15 protein-coding genes are annotated in these 13,461 nt (G+C 34.2%); all 15 read right to left on the bottom strand.

The annotated features are described in order from the left end of the window. Positions 1 to 20: 20 nt before the first annotated feature. The 15 genes from KEM10_RS13470 to KEM10_RS13400 all read right to left on the bottom strand — a co-directional run bounded on the left by KEM10_RS13470 (position 21) and on the right by KEM10_RS13400 (position 13,459). Entirely contained in the window at positions 21 to 431 is a 411-nt protein-coding gene (locus KEM10_RS13470; RefSeq protein WP_212216538.1) for a gamma-glutamylcyclotransferase family protein, read from the bottom strand. A gap of 149 nt (positions 432 to 580) precedes the next feature. After that, a complete protein-coding gene (locus tag KEM10_RS13465; protein WP_212216537.1) occupies positions 581 to 1,699 on the bottom strand; it encodes a methyl-accepting chemotaxis protein in 1,119 nt (372 codons plus the stop codon). Positions 1,700 to 1,710: 11 nt separating this feature from the next. Continuing rightward, on the bottom strand, positions 1,711 to 2,112 hold the full coding sequence (locus KEM10_RS13460; RefSeq protein ID WP_212216536.1) for a response regulator: 402 nt from the start codon (positions 2,110 to 2,112) through the stop codon (positions 1,711 to 1,713). A gap of 106 nt (positions 2,113 to 2,218) precedes the next feature. Further along, a complete protein-coding gene (locus KEM10_RS13455) occupies positions 2,219 to 2,860 on the bottom strand; it encodes a response regulator transcription factor (RefSeq protein WP_212216535.1) in 642 nt (213 codons plus the stop codon). A gap of 4 nt (positions 2,861 to 2,864) precedes the next feature. Continuing rightward, positions 2,865 to 4,445, bottom strand: a complete 1,581-nt coding sequence (locus KEM10_RS13450; protein ID WP_212216534.1) for a sensor histidine kinase — start codon at positions 4,443 to 4,445, stop codon at positions 2,865 to 2,867. Between the two features lie 155 nt (positions 4,446 to 4,600). After that, positions 4,601 to 5,086, bottom strand: a complete 486-nt coding sequence (locus tag KEM10_RS13445) for a YdeI/OmpD-associated family protein (protein ID WP_212216533.1) — start codon at positions 5,084 to 5,086, stop codon at positions 4,601 to 4,603. A 15-nt stretch (positions 5,087 to 5,101) separates the two neighbouring features. Further along, positions 5,102 to 7,000 (bottom strand): DUF294 nucleotidyltransferase-like domain-containing protein, encoded by a 1,899-nt coding sequence (locus KEM10_RS13440; protein ID WP_212216532.1) that lies wholly within the window; start codon positions 6,998 to 7,000, stop codon positions 5,102 to 5,104. A 65-nt stretch (positions 7,001 to 7,065) separates the two neighbouring features. Beyond that, a complete protein-coding gene (locus KEM10_RS13435) occupies positions 7,066 to 7,719 on the bottom strand; it encodes a 3'-5' exonuclease (RefSeq protein ID WP_212216531.1) in 654 nt (217 codons plus the stop codon). Positions 7,720 to 7,854: 135 nt separating this feature from the next. Further along, a complete protein-coding gene (locus tag KEM10_RS13430) occupies positions 7,855 to 8,619 on the bottom strand; it encodes a DUF6090 family protein (protein WP_212216530.1) in 765 nt (254 codons plus the stop codon). Positions 8,620 to 8,663: 44 nt separating this feature from the next. Next, the gene (locus KEM10_RS13425) at positions 8,664 to 9,146 is read right to left on the bottom strand and encodes a GyrI-like domain-containing protein (protein WP_212216529.1); all 483 of its coding nucleotides are present in this window, start codon (positions 9,144 to 9,146) and stop codon (positions 8,664 to 8,666) included. Positions 9,147 to 9,201: 55 nt separating this feature from the next. Next, a complete protein-coding gene (locus KEM10_RS13420; RefSeq protein WP_212216528.1) occupies positions 9,202 to 10,554 on the bottom strand; it encodes a T9SS type A sorting domain-containing protein in 1,353 nt (450 codons plus the stop codon). 56 nt (positions 10,555 to 10,610) lie between these two features. Beyond that, positions 10,611 to 11,222 (bottom strand): Crp/Fnr family transcriptional regulator, encoded by a 612-nt coding sequence (locus tag KEM10_RS13415; RefSeq protein ID WP_212216527.1) that lies wholly within the window; start codon positions 11,220 to 11,222, stop codon positions 10,611 to 10,613. A gap of 19 nt (positions 11,223 to 11,241) precedes the next feature. Next, positions 11,242 to 11,784 (bottom strand): hypothetical protein, encoded by a 543-nt coding sequence (locus tag KEM10_RS13410; RefSeq protein ID WP_212216526.1) that lies wholly within the window; start codon positions 11,782 to 11,784, stop codon positions 11,242 to 11,244. Positions 11,785 to 11,876: 92 nt separating this feature from the next. Beyond that, positions 11,877 to 12,734, bottom strand: a complete 858-nt coding sequence (locus KEM10_RS13405; protein ID WP_212216525.1) for a hypothetical protein — start codon at positions 12,732 to 12,734, stop codon at positions 11,877 to 11,879. 92 nt (positions 12,735 to 12,826) lie between these two features. Then, a complete protein-coding gene (locus KEM10_RS13400) occupies positions 12,827 to 13,459 on the bottom strand; it encodes a response regulator (RefSeq protein WP_212216524.1) in 633 nt (210 codons plus the stop codon). Between the last annotated feature and the right edge of the window lie 2 nt (positions 13,460 to 13,461).

Below are 13,461 nucleotides of genomic sequence, written 5' to 3'. Positions count from 1 at the left end.
GTACGATATATGTTAGTGGATTAACCATCTATTCTATTTATATACGACCAATAATCACCAGATTCTATTCTGGTTAGCTTCTCAATTGAATGATTATAGGTATATACCCAACAATTCATATTTTTTCCGTCTTCGAAATAGGCAGTTATTTGCTCTCGTTTGTATTCATTGGGTTGTTTAAATTCAATCCCCACCTCTTCATATTGATCCAGCTCTTTAAAAACCATATCGGTATCGTCCAATTCAAAGATATTACCAAAGACCTTATCTTCTGTATTTGTACTCTTAATAACACCCGGATAACCATTAATCTCATATAACCTTCCAATCATATAACCACTACCTATTTTTTTGGCATTAGCCTTTAAAAAGTTAGCCATTCTGCTATCTACCTTGTGCAAAAGAGTACCATAAACGAATAAAAAAGTCATTATTTACCTATTTATTAACAATGCACTTAAAATAATAAAATTCGGCTTATTAATAAACATTCAAGGTAGTATAAAAAGAAGTAAGGCCCGCAACTAATGTCGCAAGCCCTACAACTCCCCCTATAAAATAAAGTTACCCGATAGTGTAATTACTTTAGCTTAAAATAAGAAATAGCCTCTTTTAACCCCCTTGCCTGTCCAGATAATTCTTCAGAACTACTGGCTATCTCCTCTGCCATCGATGCAGTTTGTTGGGTAACATTATTCAACTCCTGAATCGCGTTGTTTACCTGATCCACTCCATTGTTTTGCTCCATACTGGCAGCCGTAATTTCCTGAATTAGATCTGATGTTTTTTCAATATTTGGTTTTATATTATTTAATTTCTCATGAGCCATTTCCGTTTCCTTCAAGCTATTACCAGAAAGTTCAAGAATTTCCACTGCTGCTCGTTTACTATTTTCTGCCAGCTTCCTTACTTCTGAAGCCACAACGGCAAATCCTCTTCCATATTCACCTGCTCGTGCCGATTCAACAGCTGCATTCAAAGCCAATATATTGGTTTGATCTGCAATCTCATTAATTATTGATATCTTCTCAGCAATTTGATTTACCGATTGAAAACTACCATCTGCTGCCTGAGCTACTTCCTGCATACTACTGCTAGAATCATTGGCTATACCTGATGTTGTTTTAGCATTATCAGTATTACTCGAAATATTACCTGCTATTTCTTCCATAGTGGATGAAATCTCCTCCAACGATGAAGCCTGTTCCGTTGAACCTTGCGACAATTGTTCAGAACTGGAACTTAATTGCATACTGGCACTCAACACATTGTTAGCATTATCCTGCACACTTCCTACTACTTCTCGCAATTGCGTAATTAAAACATTTAAAGAATTAAGGATAATACCCACCTCATCTTTTCGTTTAAACTGCTTTTCATCCAGCTTTACATTTAAATCGCCTTCGGATAAACGAAGGATATAATTACTAGTATCCTCAAGCACCTTTTTATAATTTTTTGCCAAATAGATAAAGCCTAAAATAATAATTCCAATACCTAATGGGAAAGCCCACGCAAAATCAATTAACTCACCCATTTTCCCAATTCCATAAGCTTCTATCACAATAATGGACTGAGTAACGATCCATATCACACCAAATGTAAATAACATCGATGTTTTAAATATTTTTCGTAATACAAATATCAAGCTTCCTATGGAAGGTATCATCAGCAATACAAAAATTATAAATTCTTTCATCTCCCCCTTCTTTAATTCTTATTCGGAAAAGCATTTAAACCTTCCATCACCTGAGTAACTGTTTCTATAAGTTCTTCGGTAATCTTGTTTTTACTTACCATTCCGGAAAAACCAATTTTCAAATAATCCTGTAAATAAACCTGATCATCATACAAGCTGATAGCTATAAATTTACATTCAGGACTATTTTTCTTGACCTTTTCTATTATATCTTCACTATTTTCATCAAGTATAATAGTATCAACCAATACCATATCAACTTCATTAAGTTGTGGCAATTTTAATAGCTTTTTAAATTCAGACATATTACCAATTATTTTATAATCAGTATCGCTTTCAATAAAATCGTACAAAGCATCAACCATGCTTTTCAAACTATTAACAATAACTATATTTGGATGTTGTTTCTTCACAAACTATGTATAACGAAGTTCGTTATTTATAGTGTGCAAGATAGGTAGGAAATTATTTTTGCGAAGCAGTGAAATCTTGGTTTTTATCTAGGGAAATCCCTACATTTTAAAGCTGGACAACCCTATTTTTTATGGCCCACAAGATAAGGGCAACATTATTTCTTGAATTGGTTTTACGCATTAACCTTGCCTTGTTACTTTCAATGGTTTTAACACTAACAAATAATTTATCAGCTAACTCCTGATTAGTTAAACCCTGGCAGATATATTGAAGTAATTCTTTTTCTTTATCAGTTATTTGCTCTTCAAGGGTATTGGAATTGGCATTTTTATAGTTCATGTTCTTAATAACATTCTGCAACAATTCCTGCGAGAAATATGAGTTACCATTAAAAACCTCTCTGATTCCCTCTTCCAGCTCATGGATACTTGATTGTTTTAAAATGAAGCCTTTTGCTCCAGCAGATAATAAATCGTGATAATATTGAGACTCGTTATATAAAGAAAGTGCTATCACCTTAAGGTCGGGCTTAAAAGCTAAAACCTTTCGGGTTGCTGTAATGCCATCCATTACAGGCATATCAATATCCGTTACTATGACGTCAACTTCCAGATGCTTAATATTATCAACTAATTCTTTACCATTTGAGTATTCAGCCACTATCTCAAAATCATCAATTTGCGACACTAAAACTCTTATTCCTTCTCTTATTAAATCTAAATCTTCAACTAAAACAATACGTATCATAGATCTACAATGGTAAGTTTATTTTTATCTCCACCCCACTATCAGGGCCAGTAAAGTAGTCAAAATTACCGCCTATATTATTAATACGGGCAAGTAAATTATTTAATCCAAATCCTTTATTCTTATTTTCTTCAAAATCAAAGCCAACTCCATTATCTTCAAATACAATCAACAAGTTAGAATCTTCTTCTTTGACCTTTATAATTATATCTTTCGCATCAGCATGCTTTATGGAATTATTGATCAACTCTACTATGGAACGATAGGTGGTAAACTGTATCACTTCATTTAGCTGACTATGAAAATCAATACTTATAGAAAAGTTTATACCAGAAACAGGTCTTAACTTCTCAACAAATGAAAGTATGGCATCTTTTAGTCCATAATTACGCAAAATATGCGGACTCAGATTATTGGATATATCTTTTATTTCATTTATTGATTCATCTAATATTTGCTGCAACCTATCGTTATATGATGATACTGTTTTTTCATCTTTTACTTTTGTTAAACTGTGAGCATATATTTTTGCTGTGGAAATTAGAGGTCCTAAACCGTCATGCAACTCCTTTGCCACCCTTCCTCTTTCCTTCTCTTCTGTTTGCACAATTGCTTTAACAATCTCTTTCATCCGCTCTTTTTTCTCTGTCTGATCAACAAATATCAATAGAATCTTATCATTTGATAAACTATAATGAATCTCCGAAATTCTTTTCTCACCATTCTTACTTAAATAAGAGTACTCTTTAACCGGCGGAACAATTTGACTTTCGAAGGCTTTATCAATACTAATCTGCCACTCTTTAATAATTTCCTTAAACTTCTCATTTTCTCGAAATGCCAGTTTTAAAATCGATTGTACATCGCCCCCATCATTTAATGAGTAGCCCATGTGTTCGACTAAACTGTTGTTTATGAAAAGAATCTCATAATCTTTATTCATAATACCAACCGGAAGAGGCAAATCATTTAAACTATTATAAAGCATTTCTTCACTTGCTTTTAGCTTAAGAACTTCCTTTTTATAAGCATTCACCATATTATAGACAACAATACTGATTGAAACGGATATAATCATTAAAACCAGAGCTTCCGTTATCCATGTAGTTGGCATCACTGCCAAAATATTAGCATCTGCTTTGTACGAAATTAATTCTAAGGAATATAATGTTCCAAAAACAATAAAAACCAATAATGAAATCCCCCCTAATAGTAATGTCCGCTTGTAGGATAAATACACAATGGCAAAAACAGGTACCAAAACAAGTGCATATTTACTTAAAGAAAAGATTCCATAATGATACATACCAAAGGCCGCCAAAGAAATCAGAACAATTAAAAAAGTCTGAATTCTTAATTCAGTTTTCCATTTTGTATAGAAAAGAAATGATAAGCTAATAATCAGCGCCATCCCGGTTAGTCCAACCGTAATTAAATTTCCTGATATAAGATAGGAACGAACAACAGCTATTATAATTACCGGAACAACCAGTATGGTTAAAATTAAAAATACCCTTTTTAGTATTTTATCATTTAACTTATTTTGGTTAAGCGATGTATTATGAGTTTGGTTATCTATATTCATTTAATCAATGCTATTTATAAATATAAGAATAAATACACAAAATATTAAACGGAGTTGGTAAGAATAAACCAGACTTTTTAATAAAATCAATAGTCGGTTCTTTTATCGACATTCAATGAAGGCAGCCATGGGTATAATACTTGATTTTTTGAAACCTAAAGACGATACTTTTCTATTAAATAATCAATACACTTTGCAATTCGCTTAGCTTTTGTCTCTTCCTTTTTAGCTTCAAAAATCCATTCGATAAATTCTTTTCTTCTTCCTTCAGGTTCTTTTTCAAAGGCTTCCTTTAACCGAAGGTCTTCAAAATCAAAACAGTCTTTTAATTCATTTGGTAATTCTACTGAAGTATCATCGGGGTATAGAATAATACGAACTGTATCACCTGCTTGTTTTTTAATCGCCTTACGAATTGCTGTTTTAACCGGTAAAAAGAGCATGCCATCACCCTTGGGCATTAATCGGGCATGCTGAATTTCATAATTATCAATAAACCCTCGAACCTTCACCCAATTGAACCAACTATGTTTATCAGGTGCTACTTCAGGAATATCGGCATAAGTCCAGCCTCCTTTACCTGGAAACTTTTCCAACAGATAATCACTGTCAACAAGAGGTTTTATCTGATCTTTCTTCATAATCAGACCATTTTACTACCGATTAATATTGAACCTGGCTTTGATAACCCACTGCATATTTTTTAAGAACTTAAATATCTCACGCAGTGTAGCTTGCTCAACAGCAGTTAGCCTTTTTAGCTCTAAGAAGTTAGTTGCTTCGGTAAAATCCCGCAATATTTGGGTCGATTGATTTTTCAATCTTAACCCCATTAAATAATAATAAGCATTAAGCAATTCTTTGTATTGCGACTCATCAAAATGACCGGCCTGATATAGCTTTTTAAGTCTTACTCCTGTATTGTTGTCCTGAATTTTATATCGCAATGCATACATACGTGCCATATCTACAATAGTGCTCATTGCATGCTTAATGTTAAATACTTTCTTATCGTTTTTTACAAAGGTTTTAATTCCTTTAAATACAGTTAGCGGAACTTCGTATTGTAATGTATTACTTACCAAATTATATGAAAATTTAGGTGGAGCTTTATCTATACAATCCAGCATATGCTGATGTAGTTCATCGAATAAAGACTCATCACCGTATACAAAACGACAATCAAAAAAAGTAGAAAACTTCACTACCTGATCTGGTGCCGGTTCAGCAATCCAACTATCGTAATTACGTTTCCAATGCGAAAGCGAATGACACCACTTGGGGTTTTTAGCCATAAAACCACCTGTACAAAATTTAAATCCAATATCATCCAGTCGTGAAGAAATACGATCAGCAAATTCAAGGAAATAAGCTCTTACGGTCTCTCGTTGCAGGTTGGCTTTGTCTTCGTATATAATGGCATTATCCTGATCGGTGGCTAATGTTTGCTCATTTCGTCCTTCGCTACCTAAAACCATAAAACAGAATTGAGCCGGAGCTGGTGGCATTTCATTAATCACACCGTTTATTACCCGAGACAAAATCTCATCGGCAATGGTGCTGATAATTCGGTTTACAATTTCGGCATTTACACCACGCCCCAACATTGATTCGATAAACTCAGGAACTTTAGCCCATTTCTCTTTTAATTCAAAGGTAGTATTTGATAATTTTACCGATTGAATAAATACCATGGGCGATTGAGCATGCTCGGTCAACAATCGATATCGGCTTAAATACCCCAGGTTTTTATCACCGTCTTTTACCAATAAGTATTCCTTTTGAGATGGATATAATGCTAAAAGCGCTTCATAAACCAATGCATCTTTTGAAATAGTAACGACATCAGTCTCTGCTACGCTAATTACTTCTGCATTGGTGCTTACTTCATTTGCTAAGGCATTCTTAATCAAAGTATCTTTCGACACATAAGCAATCAGCTCTTCATCTTGCTCTATGTATACACAATTAACAACATTATCGCGCATTAAAGCAGCTACTTTGTGCAATGGGGTTTCAGGAGAACAAGTAACTAATAACCGAGGCGCAATAGTATCAATCTTTCGCGTAAAAATCAGATCAGCATCAATAAAGTTCTCTTCAAACATGGTATTCTGCTTGACAAAATGCGCATAGGCATCATTCAGCATTTTATTACCAAACTGATCTGAAAAGAAATCGAAGAATTCGTGATAACTCCTGCACAAAGCCTTAAACTCCTCCTTGTCAAGTGTAAGCACTTCTGTATCTTCCAGCGCTATAACTGTACGAATTGAATATTGCTTATTCAGAAGAACGGAACTACCTCCGTAAATATCTTCACTATTGTATAATTCTTCCAATCGAAGAACGTGATTACTATCGTAGAAGTTAGCCTTATAAGCTCCTTGTACAATAATATCAACCGTTTTTATTGGGCTTTTATCCTGAACATAAATGGTTTCATTTTTCTTAAATGATTTAACTGACATCATTTCCGAAACATCAGAAAGTATTGAATCGGATAAAATATTAAATGGAGAAATATGTTGTAAGAATTCTTTTTTATCTTTCATAATACATGTCTAACCTGACACACCAGCTACTACATTTACAATACCATAATAATACAAAGGTTTTACTATGGAAAAAGTTGAAGTAAGATACTTTTAAATTTACCTCCTTTTTTAAAAAGCTTTTGTTGCCTTTGTATTACCTTATCATCAATCTTACCTTGATTAACTAACTCAAAAAAGCACTTCTTTGTTGCCAGTGCATCTACTTTTGCATTATGCATATCTTTCAACTCCTTATTAAAAAGCGAATGATATAGTTCATTCAATCGTAATAAGGGCGTATCAGCAGGAGCAAAAGGTCGCCTTGTATTAAGCATAGTACAAAACTTAGGTAGATTATCTAATTTTAATGATTCACCCACCCGGTTAAAAGCCACTTCAATCATTTTTAAATCAAACTTAAGAAAATGCCCCACTAAAAGGGGTTGATACAAATTAATATCAATAAGCAACTGCTTTAAAGCACCTTCCCTGGGAATTCCATTTTCTTTCAGAAAATCAAGATTTAAACCATGAATTTTATAAGCTGTTGGGTTAATTTCAATTTGCCCCGGATTAATATAATAATCTCGTGTTAACACTAATTGTCCATTACTTTTACAAACTGTCCAGGATATTTGCAGCACATAAGGCCACTTGTGCACCTCTTTAGTGGATGAATTCCATTGGTTCGGTTTGTCCGAAGTTTCTGTATCAATAAACAGGATGTAATCTTTCATAAATTGAATTTTGCCAGCACACAAATGTAATAAGCAAAGGCTGAAGCAGGAAATTTTCCTATACAAATTAGTTCATTCCCACATTATTTAGACTTTAGGGATTGATTACTTGCATATAACTAACGAAAACTCCCTTTAGTTATCAAGCTCCGAATCAATCAGTTCTATTATTGTATCTAACTCCTCTAATAATGGCTGGTAATGATTTACATTAGTTGCATAAGCTGATGAAATAAACAGAAAGAGCTTATTTTCAAATTCGTTTGAGGATAAAAGTCCCATATTACTGGTGTGCTTTTTCATGCGCGGCAATCCAAGTTGATTGTTTATTGCCCCGTTCAATTCATACGCCGTTCTAATACTATATTTATCTCCACTCAAAACACTCATTACCCTTTCTCGTTGTAATTCCTGATCATATTCCTGTTTAGAAATATCCTCCACTGTAGAAATCCATGTGGTGAGATGAATACGTAACAGATCGCTCGAAATGTCTTTTAAGCTACCCGAATTGATCATTTCGTTTAGCAGCGAATTATTGGGATTAAATGCTATATCAAATGCCAAGGTGCTAAACAGAAAGGTAGATAATTCTTTCTCTGATGGGATACTATCAGCTCCAATAAAGGTAATAATCTGTTTTGCCCCATTTAAATTGGAACGATTAACTTTAATGAGTTCCACCAATTTTATTCTACTGGTTTGAAACTCCTTTCGCAAACCTTGCAGATACACCTGCTCTTTTTTATGAATTTTATGTTTTTGATTGACATTATTAATGGCCAATGCAATTAGAATACCAATTACAACTAAAATAATCTCACCAACCGCGTAAACCAGATATCTGCGAATTTTATTATCATTTAATAAAGTCTGTCTGATGATCCTAAAAAACCTCATTGTTTATCATTCACTATAATTTCACTTTATACTTTATTCCAAGCTCATAACGTTTTTACAGGAATCCAGATTTCTTCCTCTGAGTTGGGGGAATGATTATCATACTTCTCCCCTAATATCTCGAAATGAGGTCGGTCATCAAGTTGATAGGATGATGCGGGAAGCCAATCATTAAAAATATATTGAAAAACGGTATTATTATTTGCTGCCCCCTTATAATTAAATACCGCATATAAACCTGAGCGCACAACTAATGTTTGCATATTTTCAGGCACGACATTAAAATTATTGACCTCAGCCAATGCCCATTTTACAAATACTCGCTCCGGATTAAAGTCAGTAAAATAATCATCTGAATATTCGGTGAGTGCTATCAGCTCATTATTTACACGATTTTTAATTTTATGCTGAAGGGGCATAAAATGTTTCCAAAGCTCTGCTGGCTTAAAATCTGCCAGACTCATTTGCTTGTTTACCCCAACTAATTTTCTTTCTTGGCCCAAAACAATATTTGGTTGTAATTGCATATTTAAAATTGATAATGATTCGATATTTTCATTATCCTAACAATGTACAATTAATTTAGTTAATGATTATTTTACCTGATTCTTTTTTATTTCCTTGTTGTATCACATACAAGTACAAACCCGGAGCAATTGAGCTCACATCCACCTTATCTGTTGCCCTTACCTGAACATTAAATATTATAGCCCCCATAATATCAAACAATTGAAATTGTACTGGTTGATTTATGTCTGCAAAGTTTAAATAAACAAAATCAGTTGCAGGATTTGGATATAGTTCAAAAGAATTCACCTGTCTGTTATTGATATTTGTGGCCTCATCAACATCTGAATAATAGTATTTGATTGTACGGTACTGATACTTTGTATTTGTTTCCAGTTCATTCTGATATAACCTTCGGCCTATAACCTGATGATGGAAGAACTGAGGGTATGTATTGGTCAAATAAGATGGTATTACTAAATCTTCCATCTTCGTATTATGGTCGTAATCGTAATAGCTGTTTGTCATGCTTGTTAACTCAGGTTTTTCACCTGTAATATTCCATTTAACAACACCATTACCATTAAGCCAATCATCATCATTGTATGTCATTCCATCCATCTGTTTACGAAACCATTCATTGCTATGAAACTCATAAACGGTAATTGAGTGCAATAACCACTTAATATTATCGTACAAATACCAGGTATCTTCATTAATATCCCATGACTCGCTGGCAGTATTATATTCTGAATGATATATATGATGAATTAAGCCACCATGAATATAGGTGTAATCATTTTTTGATTGTATACTCCAGTCTTCCAGGTCAGCCACCCAATGATAAGTACTATCCTTTTTTAAACTGTTATCAGTGTTATAACTGTATTTGGTAAGCGAGGTAGCTATCCAGTTTTGAATACTGTTCTTCCAGGAGTAATGGGTAGTTTCTTGCAAACGGTTTAATTCATCGTATTGATAGGTCTCTTTAATAAAGCCATTCCATTGATCATTAACACCCCATACATAATTTATAAATCCTTTTAGCTTTCCATTGGAGTAGTAATCACTTTCCTCTTTCATCAGACCATACCATTCGTTGGCATCATCACTCCATGAGGAATATATCCATAAAACTTCGTTATTATCTTCGTTATAACGAAAGGTTTCTTTCGTGAATTTTTTATCCCATAGATCGGTTTCACTATTTTGATTATACTCAATCAAGCTATCTAACTTCAATTTAGGTTCGACAGATGATTTTAGCGCTTCATGAGAGTTTAGAGAAGTTTCTAAATGTCTTAAGACCTCTTTTTTGAGTGCTTGTCGCTTATGAATTACATGCTGCAATTCGGTATTTTTTACCTGCGAAGAAACAACAACACATATAAGGCTAATTAGTAGGAATGAAAAAGTGTACTTCAACATATTCTATTTATTTGGTTGAAGCAAAACAAATACATTGATTTCAAATAAAAGTTATCTCAAGATAACTTCTTTGCTGCCAATCTCTTTTCTTTACTATATTGCTGGGGAGTCATATTAAGGTAGCTTGCAATATATTTATCAGGCGTATCTCCCACTATCCATTGAGCTCGTTTCACTGTTTCGTAAAACAATTGATATCTTTTAGATGGATTTCGATACTGAAGCATTAAAGTTCTGTTCTCACGGTCGGCAAGTATGCTTTCGTATATTTTAAATAATAAATAACTGAATTCCTGATTTTTTTGAGCCAGTTCCTCCAAAGCAAACTTCTCTATAAATAATAACTCAACATCCGTAATGGCCTCCTGTATCTCAACCGAGGGAGTTCCTTCGATGTAACTTTTAATACAATTAAAAACCAATCCACCCGGTGTTAAATTGATGGTCAAAGGTTCATCTTCTTCAAATATATATTGATGCACCACTCCTTTTAAAACAAATTTTGAGTTGATTTCTATATCTCCTTCCCGTAAAATAGCATCTCCTTTTCGATAACATTTCTTTTTAAGAAGGGGCCTGATATTGGCAAACAAGTCTTCAGAAACCGGAGTAATATTATTTAAAAACTGATAAAATTGTTGATAATCAGATTGACTGATAGTATTCATTAGGCTAATTCAATTTCATTTAAACGTTTATTTGATATATACAGGTACTATCGCCTCTTCGAACCGAAGATATTACCTCTGCCTGAACAGGTTTATTCAACACATAAGAAAACATCCTTTCGGCAAATCCTTCGGAACAATAACATATGGCAGAAGTGTTTTTTCCTTTTTTAAACGGCAAAACCGGACAAACACAATGCGGTTTGTTTTCATCGGCTAAAATAATGTTTTCATCTTTATTGTAGGTAATATTCCATGCCCACTCTTTCTGAATAAACTGAATAAATGCATCTATATCACCAACATAAGACGATAACATTTCATCCATTTTCAATTGATTATAATGAACCTCCGATGCTTTTTTAATCACAGGGCGTAATAATTCTTCATCCATATCTTCACCCAGGTTTTCTAATAAATTAGCCAACCATTCATGCTGTATAGTGTCCTCCTTCTCCTCGGGTTCTGTATTTATATCTGATGCAGCCGATGCAACAGCGCCAAAACCACAAAAACAAGCTGTTGAAATACATGCTTTCTTTAAGAAGTCTTTTCTGTTCATGATAATCTGGGATGATTGTTTTTTCTTAACTCATTCTCAAATTTATAATCAATTTTTTGATTTCTAAAAACCTAAACTATTTACTTCATCAGTCAATTGGTCGTACAATAATATCTTTTACCATTTAAATAGGTAGCTCCCTCAGCGTCTGTCTCTAATCTATACTCATAAAGTTTGCCATTATAAAACTCTAAAATCAGAAACACCTCATTATTATTTTGTTTGATATACCAGTTACCTTCGCCGGCGTTGCCATTTTTACCAATAAATGCAGAGGCATCGCCCCCTCCGCCCATTTCAAAATTATCGGAATAGGTGAAAAGCCCTTGCCCCGATAATTGAATAACTATCTTTTGTCGATAAGCGCCATATGAATCACCGTAACCCGAACTATAATACGAATCCATATAAGTAAGACTTGTATTGGCATAGTTTTTCTCCCATTGATTAAGCATGCCCGATCGAGCCTCAATATTTTTAAAAGTTAATTTCGAAATCAGTTGTTTACACGCTAATTCATATACCAAAGATTGGGTGCCGCTTTTTTTACCACCTACCAGCATGGCACCTCGATTATTGGCCCCCATCACACCTGCGATGTACATATAATAATACTGATTTTCGGAACTTAATGTATACTGTGCCCCAAAGGCATTGTTGGTAATACTAGTAATTTCGCTGTTTCGGATAAATTCAGCATTACTTTCTCCACCTAAAGCATTTGAGTTTAATTCTTGAATGATTGCATCTTGTGAAGCAAACGATGCCGGTCTGACGATAATATAATAATCTGCATCTTTATTTTCGATCAGATAACCTTCGACGTTTTCGGAACCAATACAGTCAGGTGGCAGGTTAAATTCAATGTTTCGATAGTTAATGCGTTGAGTGTTCTGACCATTTGACTGTAATCCCATAAATAAAAGCATAAGTAGTAATAGTGTTTTCATGGTAGTGAATTTTACACTAAGGTCACTATTCTATACCAACGGAAGTTCAGGTAAAACAACCAAATCGTATCTAAGGGAATTCCCCTACATTTCTACACCAACTTGTGCTCAATAGCCATACGTACCAATCCTGCAGTATTTTTAACACCCAGCTTTTGCAGCAGATTCAGGCGATGCGATTCAACTGTTTTAAAGCTGATAAACAGTTTGTCGGCCATTTCTTGCGTGGTATGTTCCTGAAGTATCAGTTGAAGTATTTCCTTTTCACGCCTGGTAAGTTTGGGAATATAACTCATGGTATCACTTCTGTTCAGCGACTCTTTAACCAACTCATCCTTCATCTCTGGTTGAAGATATTCTCCGCCGTCGTACACGGTTAAAATGGCATGATGCATCTCATCATAAGATGAGTTCTTCAACATATAGCCTTTTGCTCCCAAACCTAACAACTCCTTTAAATGACGAGTGTCTTTATAGGAGGTAAAAGCAATGATGGCCAATTGAGGAGCAAACTCAAGAAGCTGTTTACACGTATCTATTCCACTCTGATCGGGTAGATTGATATCCAGCAATAACACATCGGCCTGTTGAGTTTTTAATCCTTCAACTGTTGATTTGCCCGTTGAGTAAACAGCTACAATATTCACGAAAGAATCATCCAAAAACATGGTTTTCAATCCTTCAACAACAGAAGGATGATCGTCGGTTATGGCCAGGTTTATCATAG

The organism is Carboxylicivirga linearis, from assembly GCF_018271995.1.
Classification (GTDB): domain Bacteria; phylum Bacteroidota; class Bacteroidia; order Bacteroidales; family Marinilabiliaceae; genus Carboxylicivirga; species Carboxylicivirga linearis.
The sequence above is the reverse complement of the archived record's forward strand: the minus strand, read 5'-3'. Positions and strand labels throughout refer to the sequence as shown.

Bases quoted from the DNA above. Each gene is read 5' to 3' on its own strand.
- KEM10_RS13440 (WP_212216532.1), bottom strand. From the start codon at position 7,000: ATGAAAGATAAAAAAGAATTCTTACAACATATTTCTCCATTTAATATT.
- KEM10_RS13410 (WP_212216526.1), bottom strand. From the start codon at position 11,784: ATGAACAGAAAAGACTTCTTAAAGAAAGCATGTATTTCAACAGCTTGT.
- KEM10_RS13400 (WP_212216524.1), bottom strand. From the start codon at position 13,459: ATGATAAACCTGGCCATAACCGACGATCATCCTTCTGTTGTTGAAGGA.
- KEM10_RS13435 (WP_212216531.1), bottom strand. From the start codon at position 7,719: ATGAAAGATTACATCCTGTTTATTGATACAGAAACTTCGGACAAACCG.
- KEM10_RS13455 (WP_212216535.1), bottom strand. From the start codon at position 2,860: ATGATACGTATTGTTTTAGTTGAAGATTTAGATTTAATAAGAGAAGGA.
- KEM10_RS13425 (WP_212216529.1), bottom strand. From the start codon at position 9,146: ATGCAATTACAACCAAATATTGTTTTGGGCCAAGAAAGAAAATTAGTT.
- KEM10_RS13420 (WP_212216528.1), bottom strand. From the start codon at position 10,554: ATGTTGAAGTACACTTTTTCATTCCTACTAATTAGCCTTATATGTGTT.
- KEM10_RS13405 (WP_212216525.1), bottom strand. From the start codon at position 12,734: ATGAAAACACTATTACTACTTATGCTTTTATTTATGGGATTACAGTCA.
- KEM10_RS13470 (WP_212216538.1), bottom strand. From the start codon at position 431: ATGACTTTTTTATTCGTTTATGGTACTCTTTTGCACAAGGTAGATAGC.
- KEM10_RS13445 (WP_212216533.1), bottom strand. From the start codon at position 5,086: ATGAAGAAAGATCAGATAAAACCTCTTGTTGACAGTGATTATCTGTTG.
- KEM10_RS13450 (WP_212216534.1), bottom strand. From the start codon at position 4,445: ATGAATATAGATAACCAAACTCATAATACATCGCTTAACCAAAATAAG.
- KEM10_RS13415 (WP_212216527.1), bottom strand. From the start codon at position 11,222: ATGAATACTATCAGTCAATCTGATTATCAACAATTTTATCAGTTTTTA.
- KEM10_RS13430 (WP_212216530.1), bottom strand. From the start codon at position 8,619: ATGAGGTTTTTTAGGATCATCAGACAGACTTTATTAAATGATAATAAA.
- KEM10_RS13465 (WP_212216537.1), bottom strand. From the start codon at position 1,699: ATGAAAGAATTTATAATTTTTGTATTGCTGATGATACCTTCCATAGGA.